A 21,319-nucleotide genomic window follows, 5' to 3' on the forward strand; every position below is an offset into this window, starting at 1 on the left:
ACTAGACTCCTCAACTAAAGGAAGAATAGTTAGTTCTATTAATAGCTCATAAATGGTCCGTATGATTTCTTGCTTCCCGCAGATTTCGCGGATGAACGCAGATCTTAATCCCTAGGCAACGAACTCACTTAACAACCAACATTTACTTCAACTTTTCATTATTATGATGTCTGTCATGATCGCGTTTCGTTTTTGTGTCCATTTTTTTGTCAAAGGCGGCCTGAAGATCGATTCCTGTTTGATTGGCCAAGCACAACACGACAAAAACCACATCAGCCAATTCCTCACCAAGATCTTTGTCTTTATCGCTTTCCTTTTCACTTTGTTCACCATAACGGCGCGCAATAATTCTGGCTACCTCGCCAACCTCTTCAGTAAGTTGAGCCATGTTGGTCAGCTCATTAAAGTAACGGACACCGTGGGTCTTGATCCACTCATCTACAATACGTTGTGAATTTTTTAGTTCCATCTTATATTTTTTTCAGTACAACCTTTTCTGCCTGCTTTTCTGTCATGAGCTGATAAAACTGCTTGAAATTATCATATTCGCCCGGCAGTATAAACGATTTATTTAAATTTATGGAAATTAAAAATTGTAAACTTTTCCCACTTGCTTTTGCAATATACTTAAACTCACCTGCATCTCCTTGAAATTGAACCACCGAATTTGATGGCATAGACTCTACCTCATAGCCGTCAGGGATCGTCATAATAACTTGATATCTGTCATTAAATGAATATATAAAATCAACTGGATACTCTCTTTTATCTTGCTTAAACGGATTTTCATTAGGCGCGAAAAACAGCATTGGTGTCAGGAACAACTTATCACCAATTTGCTCAATGCCACTTTCAAGATGATAATCATAATTATAGGTTATTGGCTTATTTAAGGCTTCCATATCAGAGATCTCATAATTTGACACTTCTATTTCGCCTTTATCCTTTTCAACAGCCATAAGTTGTTCTTCAGCATTGAAATTTTGATATTCACTTCGGAAATTTTTGGCCGCAAAAGATGTCAATTGACTTCTAACCTTACCATCAATTGAAAGATCACCGTTAATTGTTGCAAGTAAGGAAACATTTTCTTGAACAATGTCTTTAGGTAATAAATCAAACCAAGTGGAGCTGCCAGCCTTTCTAATAATCCGTCCTTGCCAATTGATGGCTCTTACAGGAAGCACATTTGGTGTCGCAAATTTATCAGTAGCGTCCAAAATGATGACATCATTAAGCACCTCAACCGCTGCAACCACATAATTGAATGCGCCTGTTGCAGGAAACAACGGAATGTCATTGCTTCTGGTACTGATCAACATTGGGTTTGCGTTTATTTTAGCATAACGCAGCATCGCTGTAAGCATCAAGTTGATATCCCCTACGTTACCTACCCCTTCTTTATATGCTTTTTTTACACCACTATCAGCAGTATAGCCCAAATAATCATTCCATTTTACTTTTGATTTGACAAAATTATAAATGAGATTTAGTTTTTGAGAGTCGTCAGTTACACCCGTGATGAGTGCATCAATATCATCTTCAAAATAATTGGTTTGTGTTAGTTGTGATCCAAAGTCGCTGTTATCATAAATGGTTTTTGTAACCTCATCCCAGTTGGAGGCATAATCTGTAATTTGTCCTGATGGACTTTTATAAAAGGCGTATTCCCAAATCAACTTGGTTCTGTACGTATTAAGATTGCTTACAAAGTTTTCGCTTTTTAGTGCAGGAACATTGGATAGTTTTATTTCCGTTTTATATTCCTTGAAATTAAACTTGTCGCTTGAAAAGTTAGTCTTGACAGTATTTCCAAATCCAGTGGAGTTAGATTCTCTACTTTTACTGCGAACTTCCTCTGTTCTACTCACTGTAGATTCATTTACTTTTGGAATATAAGTAGCTCTTGGGTTGACATATTTATTAAAATTGAAGTATTCTGGTATTCTGACAGAAATATCCAATTCTTTAATAGGAATGGTATATTGCAGATTCATGTCGTCAATACTAATATATGGTGACGTTACCCTATATTCAAACTCAATAACACATCCTTCCTTAATATTAGGCATGGTGAACTTTTCGGTTTTCCAGTATTTATTGTTATGCTCTTCAAATATCCCATCTTTTCTAAGTTTGGTTTCTTCGATCTTGCCATTTACTAAAGTGTAGGTTACTGCGTTAAGACCACTAACAGTCTCTCTTTTTGACCCATTATCACTCAGTTTAATTTCTTCTGTAGCCCAATCAAAACCGTCCTTATTATAAATTTTTATACGTTGATACACCTCAGTAATTTGAACAAATCCATCACTCTGTGTAAAATCATAATAGGTTTTTTGAGACAGATACAGAATGGTGGCATTTGCCTCAGGATCTGTAGGATTACTAACTTCCTGAAGTTCTTCTTCAGATACTTTTCCAAATCGGTAATCTTGCGCATTGGACCAGTTAAAGGCCATAAAAATAAGTAGGCAGGTGATTTTTGTCATGGGGTTAGTGATTTTTTTATTAAAATAATTCTTGACTTATCTTGTTTGACAACCTCTAGCCAAAAGTTTCTAAAAGCTTCATAATCTTCTTTTGCATAAGCGCCTTTATTCAAAATGAAGGTTCGTTTGAAGCTTAAGATGATTTCTGATTTTTTAACAATGGAATAGGCATATTCACCAAATTGGTTTTTGATATGTGTATCTTCCTGTAAGGCTTCAACCTCAAAATTTTCAGGGATTGAAATCTCATAGTCATCCTTATCATAAAAACCCCGCTCTATTTCAAACGGCAATGTTCTATCCCGATACCGTGTTGGTACATTTGAAAGCACATTGAAAAAATTTGGACTTAACAATAAACGATCTCCAGTTTGTGAAGCATATTTTTTGGCAGTCAATTCAATATTTTCAGTAAAAACTATGCTGTCTTTATCATTATTGTAAGTCATGGAGCCCACATCAACATTATTGATATAATTCCAATAATTTTTATAATGAAGTGTCTGATCTTTCAGCGTACTGTTCTGAATACCTACGTGATGGCCATACTGTGTTCCATATGAATTTAAGCTGATTTTAGCTTCCATATCACCATTTTCAGTTACAATGATGTTGGCCTTCGTATCCAATAGGTTTTCTAATGCACTGTAAACTTTAGTACGGACAATTTTACCTCCTTCAGGGGTAATGACAAAGACATCTCTATCATCCGTAAAATTGGCACTGTACCCAAATGGTGATGTTTGACTCGTACACTCCAACCAAATATTCTCTCCTTTGTATGGCAGGTTCAGTATAACATGGTTTGTTTGCCCAAGAAATGAAACAAAATCATTTTTTATGCTTACAAGGTTATCAGGAGAAGCGTAAACTCTAGTATAATAGGATTCTACACCAACGAGATCTAACAATGCTTTAGTATAATTAGAAAGTCCTTTGCAATCACCATACTTAACCTCATCCACTTTTAACGCATCAATTGGCTGAATGCCTCCAATACCTTCCTGAACACTGATGTATCTTGTGTTATTTTGGACATATTGATACACTGCTTTAGCTTTATCAATGGGATCTACCATATTTGCAACCAGTGATCTTATTTCACTTTTTGTCTTTTCAGAAACTTCTGTTCTTCCTACCAACAATTGCTCATGCATCCATTGCCCTAAACTGTGCCAATCATTTGTATTCCCTATATAACCTTCATAGGAAAAGTTTTTCAAATTTATCATTGCATATGGTGTAACATCAGTGAGATTGGGAGAATAAGCTTCATGCATAATGGCTTTTAAATTATATGCCTCATAATAGATTTCGCCATCTTTAGAGTTGTTTAGAACGTTAAATTCTTTGAAATAATTCTTATAGATATTGAGCTCATTAGAAGGATCATACTTTATAGAGTAACGACTAGTTTCTGTACTTATATAATAGCCTTCAATTGGTTTCCACCTTGGGATATAGGCAGTATATCCATACTCTACCTCAGTTTCAAAGACCACAGTGTAAGGATAGTCAGTTGGCGTGTATCTCATATATTTGACACGACTATCAGAATACAATGTTCCACCGTCAACGGCGCTGACATCTTCAAAATCATTTTTTTTAAATTTTTTGATCTCTTCACCACTTGAGTTATAAATTTTAGCTTCCATTTTTTTAATGGAAACATTCTCATCATAACCCATTGAAGTTCCAACTTTAGAGTTCCCGGAAGAATTTAAAATAGTGACAATCCGTTTGTTGGTGTACACCATTTTATTATAAGATTCGACTTCAATATGGATATCATCCAGTCTTACCACAGCATTGGCATTTTCTAATAAAGCAGAAGGAATGGTATGGGAAGTTACTAGGTTTTCCTCTTGAGATAAGCAGATAAGCGGGAAAACCAAGACGAAAAATAAGCGGCAGGTTTTGATCATGGGGTCTTGTTAGATAGCTAAAATATAACTTTTTAGCTAATAACAAAATAGTTACTCAGGATTTTTAGAATCTATTATAATGGTTACAGGGCCATCATTTAAAAGTTCAACCTTCATAGTTGCGCCAAATTGGCCTGTCTGAATTTTCTTGCCCAGACTTTGTTCTAATTGTGTTACAAAAGTTTCATACAGCGGAATAGCAACATCGGGTTTTCCTGCTTTAATGTAACTGGGTCTGTTGCCTTTTTTGGTTGAAGCGTGCAAAGTAAATTGACTGACCACGAGAGCATCTCCATCACAATCTAAAAGGGAACGGTTCATAACGCCCTTATCATCTTCAAAAATGCGAAGGTTGGCAACCTTTCTTGTAAGCCATTGAATATCTTCCTGAGTATCTTCATCAACAATGCCCAATAAAATGAGCAATCCTGAACTAATGGATGCCACTATTTTGTTATCAATGGTAACACTTGCTTTTGAAACTCTTTGAATGACTACTTTCATAAGCTCTCCGCTAAATCCCCGTAGGGGAGTTTTAAATTGTTAATCTTTTTCGTTTAATCATGAAGGATGACGGATGACCGATGACGGATGACCGATGACTGAAGACTGCCGACTGCCGACTGAAGACTGCCGACTGCCGACTGAAGACTGAAGACTCATTTCACCCATTCCTCCGTTCTATAGTTCTCATCATCACCTTCTAAAATCTGCAGGTAACTTCTATAGCGGGAAAATGAAATTTCATCTCTATCCAATGCCTCTTTTACAGCGCAATTGGGTTCCTCAACATGAAGACAATTATTAAATTTACAGTCTTGTTTTAGGGCGAAAAACTCCGGGAAATAATCCCCAATTTCTTCCTTGTCCATATCGACGACTCCAAAACCTTTAATTCCTGGCGTGTCTATAATTTTGGCACCGAAGCTCAAATCAAACATTTCCGCAAAGGTTGTGGTATGTTGACCTTGCATGTGCTGCATGGAGATGGCTTTAGTTTTTAGGTCTAAAGTTGGCTCAATGGCATTGACCAACGTCGATTTGCCAACACCCGAATGGCCTGCAAACATGCTGGTTTTATCTTTCATCAATTTCTTTAAATGATCAAGATTCTGGCCTTTCATGGCTGACACTTCCATACATTCATAGCCTATCTTTCTATACACGGATGCCAAATATTTCACCTCCATCACATTCTCATCATCATAGGTATCCATTTTATTGAATACCAAAACAGTTTTAATTCCGTAGGCTTGGGTAGTGACCAAAAAGCGGTCTATAAAACTGGTGAGTGTTGGTGGGTTGTTGATGGTGATAAGAAGAAAAACCTGATCAATATTAGATGCAATAATATGGGTTTGTTTAGAGAGGTTAACCGATTTGCGCACGATATAGTTCTCACGATCGTGAATGGTATGAATAATACCCGTAGTGACATTGTCTAAAGTTTCCACATCAAAATCTACAACATCTCCCACGGCAATTGGGTTGGTACTTTTAATGCCCTGAAGTCTAAATTTTCCTTTTATACGGCAATCATACACCACACCTAACGCTGTTTTAACGGTGTACCAACTTCCTGTAGATTTATAAACAATTCCTGTCATTGATTGAATTTAATTAACAAAATAACGATTTTTAAGTCGAGAATATGTATAACTTAGATGTAAAATTTTCAAAAATTAACAACATGAAAAAATTAGGTTTATTATTAATAGTGGCATTAATAACCTTTATGGATGCCAATGCACAGGTAGAGTATAAAGTTATTACAAGTGTTGAATCTATTGTATCGAGTGGTTTGGGCCGTTCTCGGATTGTTTCAGCTTTAGAGGATAGGAATTATAAGGATTTTACAACCAATCGATCTGAAGAAGATGATGAACGTAATAAATCAGACAGAGGCGAGATTCGTGTTAAGAATTTTGAGGAAACAAAATTGCTCAACTTTTACAATATTGGAGGTATCCGTTTTCAAAACATTGCTGCAAACGATGCTGTTGTAAGTTCAAAAATAAACACGATGTCTGAAGAAGGTTGGGAATTAGCCTTTGTGACTAGTGCCGTGGAAAGTGATAGCGGAAAAGATGACGGGCAAGGCATTTTTATAACACGCTATGTTTTTAAACGTAATAAGCAGTAAAAAATATGTCTGTTCGAGCCAAGTCGAGAACCTTCTAAAATTAAAGAAAGCAGCTCGACTTGGCTCGATGTGACATAAATCTTATTTAAGACTCATATTATCCGTTGATAACCTTTTCCTGGTGGTTAATAGATTCTTGATGAATAGCTTTAAACATTTTAAGGATGAACTCTTCACTCAGTCCATTTTGTTCACCTTCCAGGACCATATTGCCCAAAATTTCATTCCAACGTTTGCTTTGTAAAACGGCGACGTTTTTCTGCTTTTTCAAGCCTCCAATGCTATCGGCAATTTTCATGCGTTTCCCCATCATTTCAATTAGTTGATTGTCAACAACATCAATTTGTGCTCTCAAATTATTCAAATTGGTATTGTATTCTGCTTCCGGGTCTGACTCTTTTCTGATTTTTAAATCGATCATCATTTGAATCAGCGTCTTTGGAGTAACTTGCTGTGCGGCATCACTCCAAGCGGCATCAGGATTGCTGTGCGTCTCAATCATAAGTCCGTCAAAATTCAGGTCTAACGCTGTTTGCGAGACATCAAAAATCATATCGCGCTTTCCTGTAATGTGCGATGGGTCATTGATTAATGGCAAATCAGGAAATTTGGTTTGCAACTCGATTGCCAATTGCCATTCTGGATTGTTTCTGTATTTTGATTTATCATAGGTTGAAAACCCTCTGTGGATCACCCCCAAATTTTTGATATCTGCGGTAGCTAAACGCTCCACAGCACCCAGCCAAAGCGCCAAATCTGGATTTACCGGGTTTTTAACCAATACAATTTTGTCGGTGCCTTTTAGAGCATCTGCAATTTCCTGAACAATAAAAGGGCTTACGGTAGAGCGGGCACCAATCCAAAGTAAATCAATATCATGCTCCAACGCCAATTCAACATGCGCTCTATTGGCCACCTCTGTAGCTGTTTTGAGACCCGTTTCTTCTTTAACTTTTTGTAGCCATTTTAAACCCAATGCGCCAACGCCTTCAAACATTCCAGGTCGGGTACGTGGTTTCCAAATTCCAGCTCTATAATAACTGACATCCGTATCTTTCAATTGGTGGGCAATGCCTAATACTTGTTCTTCTGTTTCTGCACTACAAGGGCCTGCAATGACCAAGGGATGATCCAATTTTAAATCATCTAACCATGTTCTTAATTCTTTCGTGTTTTCCATTGTATTCTTGATTATAATTTTTTATTTTTTATTAAGAAAAAAGATCATAGAAGACATACTTCACAAATAAATTTGCTCTTTGCTCTTTGCTCTTTGCTCTTTGCTCTTTGCTCTTTCTTCTTTGTTCTTTGTTCTCTTTTCTGTTTCCAAGATTTACCCCGATACTTAGGGGCTAAATCCAAACTTTAAGATTGTATTCCACCACTACTGGAATTTGGTGCTTTACATTTTTGGTGTTTAAAGTTATTGTATGCCGTTTAAAATTTCTTTTATATGATTGGTGTTTTTCATTTCTGAATAAATAGCATCAAAATCATCGTCATGCATTAACGCTCTAAACTTTGTGAGGTTGTTGATGTATTCATCCAATGTTTCAAGCACATTGGCTTTATTCTGTTTAAAAATTGGTGTCCACATTTCTGGGGAACTTTTTGCCAAACGAACCGTTGAAGCAAATCCACTACCTGCCATATCAAAAATATCGCGTTCGTTTCGTTCTTTGTCAATCACTGTTTTTCCCAACATAAAAGCACTGATGTGCGACAAATGTGAGACATACGCAATATGCTTATCGTGCGCATCAGGATTCATATAGCGGATGCGCATGCCCATATCAGTAAACAATTTAAGTGCTTTTTCCTGGAGCTTAAAGGCTGTTTTTTCAACTTCACAAATGATGTTGGTCTTATCTTGATACAATCCTAAAATGGCGGCTTTTGGTCCTGAGAATTCGGTTCCCGCAATTGGATGAGCTGCTAAAAAGTTACGGCGTTTAGGATGTTGATCTATGGCTTTGCAAATCTCCGCTTTGGTAGATCCGACATCAAAAACTAGGGCATCGTCTGAAATCAAATCCAATACTTTTACAATTTCATTGACTGCTGCATCTACCGGAATGGACAAAACTACCAAATCAGCGTTCTTTAAGTCCTCATAGGTAGCTTTAGCATCAATAACATTTAACTGAATGGCTTCCTCCAAATGTGCGTCATTATGATCAATTCCGAACACTTTTGATTTATGGTGGTGTTTTTTAAGATCAAGAGCCAAACTACCGCCTATCAATCCAACCCCTATGATGTATATATTTTTCATTCCCATTTGTCTTTTCAAGACCTCTTCCCAAAGGGAAGAATTAGTTCTTTTTATATAATATTATTTCACTCTTGCAATCGCCTCTTCCAATTCATCAACCGTGGCGCACAGTGAAAACCTAATATAGCCTTCGCCATTACTTCCAAAAATAGTCCCAGGAGCGATAAAAATTGAATGCTCCTTCAAGATCATATCAATATACTTTTCAGCTTTCATGAAGGGCGGCAATTTTGCCCACACAAACAATCCGGTCGCAGATTTGTCATAAGAGCAGTTTAAGGCGGTCGCCAATTCCCATACTTTCTGACGGCGTTCTTCATAAACACTGTTCAGACTAATGAACCACATTTTTGAACATTTTAAGGCTTCAATAGCCCCTTTTTGAATGCCGTAAAACATGCCAGAATCCATATTGCTTTTCACTTTCAAAATGGCATCAATATATTCTGATTTGCCCAAGACCATGCCCACTCGCCAACCTGCCATATTAAAGGTTTTACTCAAAGAGTTAAGTTCCAAACAAACATCTTTGGCCCCTTTATATTTTAAGATGCTTCGCGGATACTCGTTCAACACAAAACTGTACGGATTATCATTGACCACCAAAATATGGTGACGTTTTGCAAAGGCAATAATATCTTCAAAAACCTTATTGCTTGCCGTGGCTCCCGTTGGCATATGCGGATAGCTGATCCACATGAGTTTCACTTTTGACAAATCGCTTTTTTCCAAAACCATAAGGTCAGGACACCAATCGTTTTCAGCTACCAAATCGTAAAAAACAGGTTTCGCTCCTACAAGTTTGGTTACTGATTCATAAGTGGGATAGCCAGGGTTCGGGATCAATACCTCATCTCCTTCATTCAAGAATGCCATAGAGATGTGCATGATGCCTTCCTTACTGCCCATTAACGGCAAAACCTCAGTTAGCGGACTTAACGACACCCCAAAATGCTCTTTATAAAAACCAACCATGGCTTCCCTCAGCTCGGGCAAGCCTTGATAGCTTTGATATTTATGGGCTACAGCATCTTTCATACTTTCATTGAGGGCTTCAATAACGCTTGCCGGTGGCTCTAAATCTGGACTTCCAATTCCCAAATTGATTATTGGCTTCCCCTGGGCTTTGAGCAAGTTAACTTCCCTCAATTTTTTCGAGAAGTAGTACTCTTCAACAGTATTTAATCGATTTGCAAAGGTGATCATTGTCGTGCATTTTTATATTCGCCCAAAACCTTAAAGTCTTGTGCCATAATGGTCATTATTGATTTTGCCTTTTGATAATCTTGATAGGCCTCAAAAGTAACATCTACAAAAAAGGCGTACTTCCAGGGCGTTTCTATTTTTGGTAGCGACTGAATTTTGGTAAGGTTCAATTTACAGTCGCTCATCACATTTAAGATAGACGCTAGACTGCCCCGTTTATGGTCCAGTTCAAATTTTAAGGAGGCTTTGTTGATCTTGACCTCATCAACTTCAGAGTTGGAAGTTTTTGCAATCACAAAGCGGGTTTCATTATGTTTGATGGTTTGGATGCTTTCTGCAATAATTTCCAGTTCAAACAATTCAGAAGCCAAACGGCTTGCAACAGCGGCGACATTTTTAAGCTTTTTTTGTTGGATGCGTTGTGCTACCTCAGCCGTATCTTTGTCTTCTACCAACTTAATGTGTGGATGTTTCTTGAAAAACTCCTTACACTGCAACAGCGCCATCGGGTGAGAATACACCTCGTGGATGTCTTCAATAGATTGTCCTTGAAGGCCCATTAAATGGTGCTGAATATCCAAGTAGTGTTCTCCAATAATGTGCAGGTGATTGTCGTCTATCAATGCGTAATTAGGAATGATGGACCCCGCAATTGAATTTTCGATCGCCATGATCACAGCGTCGGTTTTATTGCTCAGCACGCTCTGGACAGCACCGTCAAAGGTCATGCACTCATCGAGTGTTACAGCATCTTCAAAATATTGTAAGGCAACAATATGATGAAATGATCCTTTAATTCCTTGTATAGCAACCGATTTTATCATTTTTTATTTTAAGTTTTCTGCTTAAAAAGCTTGATTCTAAATACTCCTATTTTTGCTAATAGCTTTTTCTTGATCCTGCCGAAAGGCGCGATTAGTTCAACTAGTTTATTTTATTGCGTTCTTCGATACTTATAAAACGAACGTTTCAATAACAAAAAAAGTCCCGATTTTCATCGAGACTTTTATATTAAATTTATGGTTAATAAATTACACATACGAAGTCTCGTCCCCTTTGCTAAAAAAGAAATAAAACCAGTTTTGATATGATGTAATTATTGTTTTCATTATTTGATGTCGCTAAAGTAATTAATAAATTGAATAAACAAAACCTTTTTTAAACTCTTTTTGATATACAACGATTTCGCAAAGTATCCTATATCTAAAAATGCGTATTTTTGAACAAATTTAGCAATCTATGTCTATTGAAGTCAATCATCTTACCAAATTATACGGCAATCAAAAAGCGCTCAACAATATCTCCTTTAAAATTGACAAAGGTGAAATTGTGGGATTTTTAGGGCCAAACGGCGCTGGGAAATCGACGATGATGAAAATATTGACCACCTATATTGACGCCACTGAAGGGGAAGCCAAAGTAAATGACTTTGATGTTCAAAAAAATGCACGCGATGTTCAAAAACGCGTTGGATATTTGCCTGAACACAATCCGCTGTATTTGGACATGTACGTAAAGGAATATTTGACATTCAATGCCAATGTTTACAAGATTGACAAGGACCGCATTAGCGACGTGATCACCCTAACAGGATTAACTTTGGAAGCTCACAAAAAAATTGGTCAACTCTCAAAAGGGTATCGTCAGCGTGTTGGATTGGCGAGTGCTTTATTGCACGACCCAGAAGTGTTGATTTTGGATGAGCCAACAACAGGATTGGATCCCAATCAGTTGGTTGAGATTAGACAGTTGATCAAATCTCTTGGAAAAGAAAAGACGGTGTTCTTATCCACGCACATCATGCAAGAAGTGGAGGCTATTTGTGACCGTGTTATTATCATCAATAACGGTGAAATTGTCGCCGATAAAAAGCTAACGGAATTAAAAGCAGACCAGCAACAAATTATTGAAGTGGAGTTTGACTATCGTGTTGAGAATGTTTTACTCAATCGTTTAAAGCATGTGCAAAGCGTTAAAAATACCCACGACTTTATATACGAATTAACCTTCTCAACCAAAGCAGACATGCGTGCCTCAGTATTTGATTTTGCACATGATAATGGCTTGAAGATTTTACAACTGAACCAAAAGAACAAAAACTTGGAAAGCTTATTCAGGGAGCTGACGTTATAGTCAGCAGTCTTCAGTCAGCAGGCTTCAGGCTTCGGGCTTCCTATCTTCTTATAAGTCATAATAGGGCAAGCAGTTGGCAGTGTTAAATAATCACTCAAAAATCAAATGTCCTGTATAATACGCCTGCACATCAATAATTGGAGGTTTATTGACTACAATAACGTTACCAGTGCTTCTGATTTCTCCAGTTAAAGATGCCTGCGGATTGACGATCATATCATTACTGCTGCGCTGAAAAATCCTGATATTTTGTGCAATGAGGTTCCGGCCTTCAAAGCGGGAATCTCCAGAATAAAAACCAATGACCAAATTTTCAACAGTTCCGCTCAAATACATATGAGATAAGTTGTTATTGATCACATTTAAGTTGGAACAATTGACTTCCATTCTGAAATCACCGTCAGTATGGTATTGATCTGCTGCTTCAAAATCTTCAGAGACCAAAGTCAAAACAGGATAGTTTAAAACCCCATCACTCAACACAGGCAGCCCCGTGCTCGATCGGATCTCCGTAATGTTAGGTGCGCTCACATAAATTTTAGTAATTCCATAATCTCTAGTGATATTACACCCATTGTTATTTCTTAAAACAAGCTGATCGTTTTCAACGTTGATCTTAATATCATCTATCAAGTACTCCCCCGTTTCAACAACAATTTTTTGCTCGGGTCCTTCTTTGAGGATCAGCTGCACCCTTTCAAAAACAATGATTTTACTGAAGGCAGGAACGGTAATTTCCTTCCGAATAATATCCCCAGAATTCTGAAAACAATCTGGCATCACCTTGGCATTACAGGAAAGTAATACGATTGCTCCAATGATGTATAGGTACTTTTTCATGTTTAATTTTTCCGACTATTATTTATGCATCCAACTTCAGGCCTCCAACTTCCAACTTCAAGCTTCAATCTATTAGAGCCTCACCCCCACTCCAAATTCCACAGCTTCTGCTTTTGCGCCATGGGATTTTAAGGTGATTGCTCCAAAAAATTGATCTCCAAAATAACGTTTTAAGCCAATTCTGTTATATACGCGACCTTCAAAATCATAAGGATAATAAACGTAGAATCCCAATTGGGTTATAAGGGACATTTTATTGATAAACAATTCATGGCCCACAAACAGTCCCAAACGCTTATAATCAGTATCGGGGTCAATATTTCTTTCAGGATAAGCCACCGAATAATAATAGATCAATTCCTTTAAAAACTCAGCAAAAAACACATCTGTTCCTACCTGCAAAGCACTTTTTCTATTGATGCGCTTATCAGCATAAAATGACAGATTATAAAATGGATATTGTCCGGTGCCTACCACATCACTTTCATTAACTCCAGCTCTAAATGCGAGGTTATACTTGATTTTTTCGGTGAATTTCTTGTCTTCCGTTGACGGCTGAAAGTCTGGCTTCTCCTTATAATCCACCAAATAATTAGCGCCTACATTAAAGACAAAGGTATTTGTAGAGTTATTTGGCGCCTTGACATTGGCGTTAGAATAATGAATGATTGAGAATCCTGCCTGAAAACCCAAGCCTTTATACACATTCTCTTTTTTATAATTGAGCATGATATACGTGGTACTCATCACATCTGAGCCATAAGCGTTATTGTTGTAATTGGTCTCCCTGTCGTACGGATTTGTAGTGTATGCAAGACCTTGACCTATTCTAAAGTTAAGATTCCGATTCAAAAAATAGAAGTTGTAATGGGCATATAGACTGTAGTTTTCGCCCAAATATTCATTTTTTAAATCCTGATAGATGAATGAAAACCCCCAATCTGGATAGTTGTAGCGACTTTCCCAAGCCTTAAAGCCGTAAGTTTTTTTGCTATAACTTAAGATTAGTCCGGTAGGATGGTCAGTAATAAGATGTGAAATATCAGGATTATGTTCTAATATGGTTCCATAGAAGTAATTAGCGTCTAAAGTGAACAAATCAGGATCGTCTTGAGAGAACAGAAATGAACTCGCTAAACACAATAAGCTTACTATTAAATGCTTCATTCAATTGGAATATTCGGCAAATTTAACCGAATAATTAAAAATGTGATGGTTGTGGGAATCTATCTTTTTTACTTTAACGTTTTGAAACATAAATTTCAAAACTTACCATCACCCCAAATTATCTTGTTTTAATAGCTGTCATAACAATTAAAATACTTGTGATGCAATGCTTTGAATGTTATCACTTTTCCCCATAGAATAGTAATGTAGCACCGGAATTCCTGCTTTTTGCAATTCTTTTGATTGTTGAATACACCACTCTATACCCACTTGTTTTACTTCAGTGTTATCCTTGCATTTTATAATTTCGAGGATCAAGGCCTCCGGTAAATCCACATGAAAACGGTGTGGTAGCAAGTTCAATTGTTTTTTGGTGGCAATAGGTTTTAATCCAGGAATGATAGGAATAGTTATGCCTTCACTTCGGCATTTTTCCACAAACTCGAAGTATTTCTGATTGTCAAAGAACATTTGAGTGACCACATACTCTGCACCATATTTAATCTTCTTTTTCAAAAAATGAATGTCACTTTCCAAACTTGGTGCTTCCATGTGCTTTTCCGGATAAGCTGCAACACCCACGCAAAAATTGGTTTTAGACGAGTTTTGCAGTTCTTCATCCAAATAAATGCCGTCATTTAGTGCGCAAATTTGTTTTACAAGTCCGTTGGCGTACTCATGACCTTCTTTTTCTGGTCTGAAATAGGTTTCATTTTTAACTGCATCACCTCTTAAAGCCATCACATTTTGAATGCCCAAAAAGTCGAGATCAATCAAGAAATTCTCAGTGTCTTCTTTGGTAAACCCGCCACATAAAATATGCGGAATGGCATCTACCTTATACCTATTTTGAATGGCAGCACAAATCCCAACCGTTCCAGGACGTTTTTTAACCACGTGTTTTTTGAGCAGTCCGTTTTCTTGTTCTTTAAAAACGTACTCTTCACGATGGTAGGTGACATCGATAAAAGGCGGTTTAAATTCCATTAGCGGATCTATATTATCAAAAATCATATTGATATGCTGCCCTTTTAATGGCGGTAAAATTTCAAAAGAAAATTGTGTGTTTCCGTTGGCTTGTTGGATGTGTTCTGTTACTTTCATGTTTACTCCCCACGAAAGTGGGGATCTCTTTTTTTAGCCACTCCCAAAATATCGGGACACGAATATGTTCAATGGCTTATAATTATTATTCACTTTTTTTGGCGTTACCTAAAGGTCGCGCTTTCACTACTCGCTCTCTTCGAGGAGCTCAAACAGACCGTTCCAATGCGAAGCATTCACGATTTCTTATTTATCACATAAGAATGGATGAGTAATCGCTAACGCGGCTCAGTCTACTTGATTACATTTCATCTTTTAACATTCTACTTTTTTGCCACTAATACTCAAATATAGGTAAGCAGCTTGATTAATATATTTTTAATTATTTCTCTGTGAATCTCTGTGTAAACTCAGTGCAACTCTGTGTAACACCTATTTCACAGAGAAACACAGAGCGCCTTTTTCTAATCCGCTAAATTAGGACTCAACCATTTTTCAGCTTCTTCGTTCGAAATTCCACGGCGTTTTGCATAATCCTTCAACTGGTCTTGGGTAATTTTTCCAAGTCCGAAATATTTTGCTTCCTTATTCCCAAAATAATATCCCGAAACACTTGCTGCTGGCCACATGGCCAAACTCTCTGTTAACTCTACACCAATAGTTTCTTTGACTTGCAACAACTTCCAGATAGTTTTCTTTTCCAAATGATCTGGACACGCTGGATAACCTGGTGCCGGACGAATGCCTTTATAACTTTCTTTTATTAATTCGTCATTTGATAAACTTTCAGTGGAGTCATAACCCCAAGAATTAATTCTGACTTCCTTATGTAAATACTCCGCAAAGGCCTCCGCAAGACGATCGGCTAGCGCTTTGATCATAATGGAATTGTAATCGTCAAGATTTTTTTCAAATTGTTTTGCCAAGGCTTCAGTTCCAAAACCCGTACTCACACAAAAACACCCCATGTAATCTTGTGTTCCTGAATCTTTTGGTGCTATAAAATCTGCCAAAGCAATGTTTGGAACGCCCTCGCGTTTATCGAGTTGTTGACGAAGGGTTAAAAAGGTGACTTTTACCCTGCCTGAATCATCATAAATTTCAACATCATCATCATTTACAGCATTCGCAGGAAACAATCCAAAGATGCCTTTTGCTTTCAAAAGCTTTTCGTCCAACACTTTTTTCAAAAGTTCCTTGGCGTCTTTAAATAATTCTGCGGCTTGTTCTCCGACAACCTCATCGGTGAGGATGTCTGGATATTTCCCGTGTAAATCCCAACTTCTAAAAAACGGACTCCAATCAATAAAATCCTCCAATTTTGTAAGGTCCAAATCTTCTATGATCTGAATCCCAAGTTGGTTTGGTCTGACGATTTCTGAAGTGTTCCAATCGATTTTGAATTTGCGCTTTCTGGCGTCTTCAATGGTCACATAATCTTTTTGCTTGCCACGTTTTAAAAACTGCTCGCGGAACTTTTCATACTCTTCACGAATTTGTTCTTTATAAACACGATTATCCTTTTTTAGCAAATTACCAACCACGGTTACAGCTCTTGAAGCGTCATTGACATGCACTACGGTATGTCCATAATTTGGTGCGATCTTAACTGCCGAATGCGCCCTTGAAGTGGTGGCACCACCTATAAGCAATGGAATGTTGATGTTCTTCTTTTCCATTTCTTTGGACACATATACCATTTCATCCAACGATGGCGTAATGAGACCGCTTAAGCCGATAATATCGACGTTCTCTCTTATTGCGGTTTCAATGATTTTTTCTGGTGGCACCATGACACCCAAGTCAATAATTTCATAGTTGTTGCAGCCTAGAACAACACTTACAATGTTTTTACCAATATCATGGACATCACCTTTTACTGTGGCCATCAATACACGACCAGCAAATGCTTGTTTTCCGTCTTTTTCGGCTTCAATAAATGGCTGTAAATAAGCAACAGCTCTTTTCATAACACGCGCCGATTTGACGACTTGTGGCAAGAACATTTTTCCGCTTCCAAAAAGATCACCAACCACGTTCATCCCAATCATCAAATGGCCTTCAATCACTTCAATTGGTTTCTTGCTTTCTTGTCGTGCTTGCTCAATATCTTCAATGATAAAGGTTTCGATACCTTTCACTAAAGCATGTGTAATTCGATCTTGCAACGGATCATTTCGCCATTCCAAAATTTTGGCAACGTCTACTTTTTTATCATCTTTAACCGTTTCGGCAAAATCCAATAAACGCTCCGTAGCATCCTCCCGTCTGTCAAAAAGCACGTCTTCAACACGCTCCAATAAATCTTTCGGAATCTCATCATATATTTCCAACATGGTCGGATTGACAATACCCATGTTCATCCCATGTTGAATGGCATGATATAAAAATGCGGAGTTGATGGCTTCACGAACCACATTATTTCCCCTAAAAGAAAAAGACACGTTGCTCACACCGCCAGAAACATTGGCATAAGGCAAGTTTTCACGAATCCATTTGGTAGCCTTGAAAAAATCCAAAGCATTTAAACGGTGTTCGTCCATTCCTGTGGCTACGGGAAATATATTGGGATCAAAAATGATGTCCTGAGGAGCAAATTTTACTTTATTAACTAAAATATCGTAAGAGCGTTTACAAATTTCGATACGTCTCTCTAAAGTATCAGCTTGCCCATCTTCATCAAAAGCCATCACAATTACAGCGGCGCCATAACGTTTCACCAATTTAGCATGATGGATAAAAGCTTCCTCACCTTCTTTTAAACTAATTGAATTCACTACTGATTTTCCCTGCACCACTTTTAATCCAGCTTCAATAATTTCCCATTTGGAACTGTCAATCATAATTGGCAATTTGGCAATGTCTGGTTCTGACGCAATCAAATTCAAAAATTTGGTCATTGCATAAACGCCATCCAACATACCTTCGTCCATGTTGACATCTATAATTTGGGCACCCCCTTCTACCTGATCTCGGGCAACATCTAGGGCTTCACTGTAATTTTCATCTTTTATAAGACGTAAAAATTTACGTGAACCGGTCACGTTGGTGCGCTCACCAACGTTTATAAAATTACTTTCCGGAGTAACGGTTAATGGTTCGAGTCCTGAAAGTGTAAGGTATTTATTGTTTTTGTTCATTTTAATAGTTCCTTTAAAAGACCTGAGAGGTTTTAAAAACCTCTCAGGTGTGCGCAACTGCAATTTTGCGTGGTTCATAATTCTTAGCTATTTCTGCAATCGCTTTTATATGTTCAGGTGTGGTACCACAACAACCACCTATAATATTGACCAAGCCATCTTTGAGATAATTTTCAATCAGCACCTGCATTTCTTTCGCGGTCTGTTCGTATTCGCCAAAAGCATTTGGCAAACCTGCATTGGGATGCGCAGAGGTATAGAATTCTGTCTCGTGAGATAGACGCTGTAAATAAGGTTGCAATTGGTCTGCTCCAAGCGCACAGTTAAATCCGACGCTGAGCAATGGAATATGAGAAATCGACATCAAAAAAGCTTCGACGGTTTGTCCTGAAAGTGTTCTTCCAGAGGCATCTGTAATCGTCCCGGAAACCATGATTGGAATATCTATATTTCGAGCTTCTTTAACTTCTTCAATAGCAAATAAGGCGGCTTTAGCATTTAAGGTATCGAAAATAGTTTCTACCAACAGCACATCCACGCCGCCATCAATCAGGGCTTCTACTTGTTGTTTGTAGGCAATGCGCAATTCGTCAAAAGTAATGGCACGAAATTCTGGCCGGTTGACATCTGGAGACAGGCTTGCGGTTTTGTTTGTGGGCCCAATACTTCCTGCCACAAAACGTGGTTTTTCAGGATTAGCTGTGGTGAACTCGTCAGCAACTTGTTTGGCTATTTTTGCCGATTCAAAATTCAGTTCGTAAACCAAACTTTCCATATTATAATCTGCCATGGCTATGGAGGTTCCAGAAAAAGTGTTGGTTTCCACAATATCCGCACCCGCTTCAAAATACTTGCGGTGCACATCGGCAATGGCCTTTGGCTGCGTTAAGGAAAGTAAATCATTATTCCCTTTGAGGGAAGTTGGATAGTCTTTAAAACGGTCGCCACGAAAATCTTCTTCCGAGAAATTATAGCGTTGTAGCATAGTGCCCATGGCGCCATCTAAAACTAAAATACGATGTTGTAATGCTTTTTTTATATCTGACATTTTGTTATAATAAAAAAATGTCATCAGGAAAGTGAGAGGAAAATACACTTTGGTTATCTGTCTAAATCCTGAATAAATTCAGTATAAAGTAGAATTTAGCACCTTCTTTAAAGTAAAGGGTTGCTAAGGCTTCAATGGGTCTAATCCCTCTGCCTTTCGTGATAACAATCATTAATAGTATGAACTATGACGAAATTAAGCGATAAAAAACTTATATCCAACTTTTAGTCGAACAAATCTGAAGATAAATAACGATCGCCAATATCACAAATGATGGCGACGATGATTCCTTTGTCCAGATTCTCAGCAATTTTTAATGCCGCTGTTACAGAGCCGCCACTGCTCATACCTGAAAAGATGCCCTCTTCTTTTGCCAAACGGTTCGCCATTAGTTTTGACTCTTCTTCACTCACTTCAACAACCACATCTACTTTGGAGCGATCAAAAATTTTGGGAAGATACGCTTCTGGCCATTTACGAATGCCAGGAATTTTAGCCCCATCCTTAGGCTGCGCGCCCACAATGGTGATCTCTTTATTCTGTTCTTTCAGAAATGTTGAAACGCCCATCACAGTACCCGTGGTGCCCATGGCTGCTACAAAATGAGTGACCTCGCCATTGGTGTCTCTCCAAATTTCAGGGCCTGTAGTTTTGTAATGTGCTTTCCAATTATCATCGTTTGCGAATTGGTTCAGCATAAAATAGCCCTTCTCCTTTTCAAGCTTTTCAGCTAAATCCCGTGAGCCTTCAATGCCATCATCAGAAGAGGTCAATATTAATTCTGCACCATAGGCACGCATAGTTTTGATGCGCTCTTCGGTTGAATTCTCAGGCATGATCAATACCATTTTCAATCCCAACAGTTGTGCAATAAATGCCAAGGCAATGCCAGTGTTTCCACTTGTGGCTTCTACCAAGGTATCTCCTTTTTTGATATCGCCACGTTTCAAGGCTTCAGAAATCATATTAAACGCAGCACGATCCTTGACACTCCCACCAGGGTTATTGCCTTCCAATTTCAGAAATAGACGCACGCCTTTTTTTGAAATGATGTTTTTTACCTCTACTAGTGGCGTATTCCCAATTTGATCGGTTATGGATTGACTTTGAATCATTTTTTACGGGTACTTATTTTAATTTCTGTTTTGTAGGTGACCAGCGAGTTCTCTGGAACCGATTTTGTGATCCAAACATTGGCACCTATAATACTATTCGCCCCAATAACGATATCCCCTCCCAAGATGGTAGCGTTGGCGTAAATGGTGACATTATCCTCAATGGTAGGATGGCGCTTTGTTGACGACAAACTTTTTCTAATTTGAATGCCGCCCAAAGTGACACCTTGATAGATTTTCACGTTTTTCTTTATGATGGCTGTTTCGCCAATGACAATACCAGTGCCGTGATCAATAAAGAAAGAATCACCAATAGTGGCTCCCGGATGGATATCTATGCCTGTCAAACCATGAACATATTCGCTCATCATTCGTGAAATTACGTAAGACTCCAATTTATAGAGTTCATGACTCAACCTATAAATAGCGATGGCATGAAACCCTGGATATGCCAAATACACTTCAGTCAAACTCTTGGTTGCAGGATCATTCTGTTCAATTGCGATGGCATCTAGATCGAGTTTCTCCCGAATTCTTGTAAACTGATCTTCAAACTGACGCCATAACGCTTCGCCGTTTTCCAATCGAAGCTTTGTAGCTATCTTCAAAAATGTATCCTTGACAATTTGACTATTTTGATTGCGATAGTCTTCATCAAAGAGCATATAAAATAGACTTTTGGTGAACGTTTTTACGGTATCTTTTAGGCAGATGTTGTAACTCTGAAACTGGTTTTGGTTGTTATAAACTGTACTCATACCCTCAATATTACGCATTATTCATGGTTGCAA

18 protein-coding genes and 1 riboswitch are annotated in these 21,319 nt (G+C 37.9%); of the genes, 2 read left to right on the forward strand and 16 right to left on the reverse strand.

Annotated features, from left to right (window positions below):
* Positions 1–142: 142 nt before the first annotated feature.
* The 5 genes from A9996_RS11315 to rsgA form a co-directional block, all read right to left on the reverse strand.
* Positions 143–469: a nucleotide pyrophosphohydrolase gene (locus A9996_RS11315; protein WP_066434823.1), complete on the reverse strand. Its 327-nt coding sequence runs from the start codon at positions 467–469 to the stop codon at positions 143–145.
* 1 nt (position 470) lies between these two features.
* Positions 471–2,492 (reverse strand): DUF3858 domain-containing protein, encoded by a 2,022-nt coding sequence (locus tag A9996_RS11320; RefSeq protein ID WP_066434826.1) that lies wholly within the window; start codon positions 2,490–2,492, stop codon positions 471–473.
* Complete coding sequence (locus A9996_RS11325) at positions 2,489–4,417, reverse strand: DUF3858 domain-containing protein (RefSeq protein ID WP_066434829.1); 1,929 nt, start codon at positions 4,415–4,417, stop codon at positions 2,489–2,491. The genes A9996_RS11320 and A9996_RS11325 overlap by 4 nt, the downstream gene beginning before the upstream one ends.
* A 51-nt stretch (positions 4,418–4,468) precedes the next feature.
* Positions 4,469–4,921, reverse strand: coding sequence for a D-aminoacyl-tRNA deacylase (gene dtd, locus A9996_RS11330; protein ID WP_066434831.1), 453 nt, complete (start codon positions 4,919–4,921; stop codon positions 4,469–4,471).
* A 155-nt stretch (positions 4,922–5,076) separates the two neighbouring features.
* On the reverse strand, positions 5,077–6,024 hold the full coding sequence (gene rsgA / locus A9996_RS11335) for a ribosome small subunit-dependent GTPase A (RefSeq protein WP_066434835.1): 948 nt from the start codon (positions 6,022–6,024) through the stop codon (positions 5,077–5,079).
* Between the two features lie 83 nt (positions 6,025–6,107).
* Between rsgA and A9996_RS11340 the strand changes: the two genes are divergently transcribed.
* Positions 6,108–6,560, forward strand: coding sequence for a hypothetical protein (locus A9996_RS11340; protein WP_066434873.1), 453 nt, complete (start codon positions 6,108–6,110; stop codon positions 6,558–6,560).
* A gap of 97 nt (positions 6,561–6,657) precedes the next feature.
* On the opposite strand, the gene A9996_RS11345 is transcribed toward A9996_RS11340, so the two are convergent.
* The 4 genes from A9996_RS11345 to A9996_RS11360 form a co-directional block, all read right to left on the reverse strand.
* Complete coding sequence (locus A9996_RS11345) at positions 6,658–7,740, reverse strand: bifunctional 3-deoxy-7-phosphoheptulonate synthase/chorismate mutase type II (RefSeq protein WP_066434838.1); 1,083 nt, start codon at positions 7,738–7,740, stop codon at positions 6,658–6,660.
* A 243-nt stretch (positions 7,741–7,983) separates the two neighbouring features.
* Positions 7,984–8,835 carry a prephenate dehydrogenase gene (locus A9996_RS11350; RefSeq protein ID WP_066434876.1) on the reverse strand — a complete coding sequence of 284 codons (852 nt, stop codon included), beginning with the start codon at positions 8,833–8,835 and terminating at the stop codon, positions 7,984–7,986.
* A 60-nt stretch (positions 8,836–8,895) separates the two neighbouring features.
* Complete coding sequence (locus tag A9996_RS11355; RefSeq protein ID WP_066434841.1) at positions 8,896–10,041, reverse strand: pyridoxal phosphate-dependent aminotransferase; 1,146 nt, start codon at positions 10,039–10,041, stop codon at positions 8,896–8,898.
* The gene (locus A9996_RS11360; protein WP_066434843.1) at positions 10,038–10,865 is read right to left on the reverse strand and encodes a prephenate dehydratase; all 828 of its coding nucleotides are present in this window, start codon (positions 10,863–10,865) and stop codon (positions 10,038–10,040) included. Before A9996_RS11360 ends, A9996_RS11355 begins: the two co-directional genes overlap by 4 nt.
* Positions 10,866–11,280: 415 nt before the next feature.
* Here A9996_RS11360 and gldA point away from each other — a divergent pair, with 415 nt between their 5' ends.
* Positions 11,281–12,174, forward strand: coding sequence for a gliding motility-associated ABC transporter ATP-binding subunit GldA (gene gldA, locus A9996_RS11365; RefSeq protein ID WP_066434846.1), 894 nt, complete (start codon positions 11,281–11,283; stop codon positions 12,172–12,174).
* 90 nt (positions 12,175–12,264) lie between these two features.
* On the opposite strand, the gene A9996_RS11370 is transcribed toward gldA, so the two are convergent.
* From A9996_RS11370 to epsC, 7 genes are all read right to left on the reverse strand, one after another.
* Positions 12,265–13,014, reverse strand: coding sequence for a head GIN domain-containing protein (locus A9996_RS11370; protein WP_066434849.1), 750 nt, complete (start codon positions 13,012–13,014; stop codon positions 12,265–12,267).
* A 72-nt stretch (positions 13,015–13,086) separates the two neighbouring features.
* Complete coding sequence (locus A9996_RS11375; protein WP_066434850.1) at positions 13,087–14,181, reverse strand: acyloxyacyl hydrolase; 1,095 nt, start codon at positions 14,179–14,181, stop codon at positions 13,087–13,089.
* A gap of 147 nt (positions 14,182–14,328) precedes the next feature.
* Positions 14,329–15,285, reverse strand: a complete 957-nt coding sequence (gene metF / locus A9996_RS11380; RefSeq protein WP_066434851.1) for a methylenetetrahydrofolate reductase [NAD(P)H] — start codon at positions 15,283–15,285, stop codon at positions 14,329–14,331.
* A gap of 404 nt (positions 15,286–15,689) precedes the next feature.
* Positions 15,690–18,365: a methionine synthase gene (gene metH, locus A9996_RS11385; protein ID WP_066434853.1), complete on the reverse strand. Its 2,676-nt coding sequence runs from the start codon at positions 18,363–18,365 to the stop codon at positions 15,690–15,692.
* Positions 18,366–18,408: 43 nt separating this feature from the next.
* Positions 18,409–19,413: a homocysteine S-methyltransferase family protein gene (locus A9996_RS11390; protein WP_066434879.1), complete on the reverse strand. Its 1,005-nt coding sequence runs from the start codon at positions 19,411–19,413 to the stop codon at positions 18,409–18,411.
* 50 nt (positions 19,414–19,463) lie between these two features.
* A riboswitch (SAM riboswitch) is annotated at positions 19,464–19,581 on the reverse strand.
* Between the two features lie 56 nt (positions 19,582–19,637).
* Positions 19,638–20,528, reverse strand: a complete 891-nt coding sequence (gene cysM, locus A9996_RS11395) for a cysteine synthase CysM (protein WP_394337368.1) — start codon at positions 20,526–20,528, stop codon at positions 19,638–19,640.
* The gene (gene epsC, locus A9996_RS11400; RefSeq protein WP_066434886.1) at positions 20,525–21,286 is read right to left on the reverse strand and encodes a serine O-acetyltransferase EpsC; all 762 of its coding nucleotides are present in this window, start codon (positions 21,284–21,286) and stop codon (positions 20,525–20,527) included. The genes cysM and epsC overlap by 4 nt, the downstream gene beginning before the upstream one ends.
* Positions 21,287–21,319 lie beyond the last annotated feature (33 nt).

Origin of the sequence: Gelidibacter algens (genome assembly GCF_001678675.1) — a bacterium.
GTDB classification, from domain to species: Bacteria; Bacteroidota; Bacteroidia; order Flavobacteriales; family Flavobacteriaceae; genus Gelidibacter; species Gelidibacter algens.

Excerpts from the sequence above, each read along its gene's own strand:
- A9996_RS11315 (WP_066434823.1), bottom strand. The coding sequence starts at position 469 with ATGGAACTAAAAAATTCACAACGTATTGTAGATGAGTGGATCAAGACC.
- A9996_RS11320 (WP_066434826.1), bottom strand. The coding sequence starts at position 2,492 with ATGACAAAAATCACCTGCCTACTTATTTTTATGGCCTTTAACTGGTCC.
- A9996_RS11325 (WP_066434829.1), bottom strand. The coding sequence starts at position 4,417 with ATGATCAAAACCTGCCGCTTATTTTTCGTCTTGGTTTTCCCGCTTATC.
- dtd (WP_066434831.1), bottom strand. The coding sequence starts at position 4,921 with ATGAAAGTAGTCATTCAAAGAGTTTCAAAAGCAAGTGTTACCATTGAT.
- rsgA (WP_066434835.1), bottom strand. The coding sequence starts at position 6,024 with ATGACAGGAATTGTTTATAAATCTACAGGAAGTTGGTACACCGTTAAA.
- A9996_RS11340 (WP_066434873.1), top strand. The coding sequence starts at position 6,108 with ATGAAAAAATTAGGTTTATTATTAATAGTGGCATTAATAACCTTTATG.
- A9996_RS11345 (WP_066434838.1), bottom strand. The coding sequence starts at position 7,740 with ATGGAAAACACGAAAGAATTAAGAACATGGTTAGATGATTTAAAATTG.
- A9996_RS11350 (WP_066434876.1), bottom strand. The coding sequence starts at position 8,835 with ATGAAAAATATATACATCATAGGGGTTGGATTGATAGGCGGTAGTTTG.
- A9996_RS11355 (WP_066434841.1), bottom strand. The coding sequence starts at position 10,041 with ATGATCACCTTTGCAAATCGATTAAATACTGTTGAAGAGTACTACTTC.
- A9996_RS11360 (WP_066434843.1), bottom strand. The coding sequence starts at position 10,865 with ATGATAAAATCGGTTGCTATACAAGGAATTAAAGGATCATTTCATCAT.
- gldA (WP_066434846.1), top strand. The coding sequence starts at position 11,281 with ATGTCTATTGAAGTCAATCATCTTACCAAATTATACGGCAATCAAAAA.
- A9996_RS11370 (WP_066434849.1), bottom strand. The coding sequence starts at position 13,014 with ATGAAAAAGTACCTATACATCATTGGAGCAATCGTATTACTTTCCTGT.
- A9996_RS11375 (WP_066434850.1), bottom strand. The coding sequence starts at position 14,181 with ATGAAGCATTTAATAGTAAGCTTATTGTGTTTAGCGAGTTCATTTCTG.
- metF (WP_066434851.1), bottom strand. The coding sequence starts at position 15,285 with ATGAAAGTAACAGAACACATCCAACAAGCCAACGGAAACACACAATTT.
- metH (WP_066434853.1), bottom strand. The coding sequence starts at position 18,365 with ATGAACAAAAACAATAAATACCTTACACTTTCAGGACTCGAACCATTA.
- A9996_RS11390 (WP_066434879.1), bottom strand. The coding sequence starts at position 19,413 with ATGTCAGATATAAAAAAAGCATTACAACATCGTATTTTAGTTTTAGAT.
- cysM (WP_394337368.1), bottom strand. The coding sequence starts at position 20,528 with ATGATTCAAAGTCAATCCATAACCGATCAAATTGGGAATACGCCACTA.
- epsC (WP_066434886.1), bottom strand. The coding sequence starts at position 21,286 with ATGAGTACAGTTTATAACAACCAAAACCAGTTTCAGAGTTACAACATC.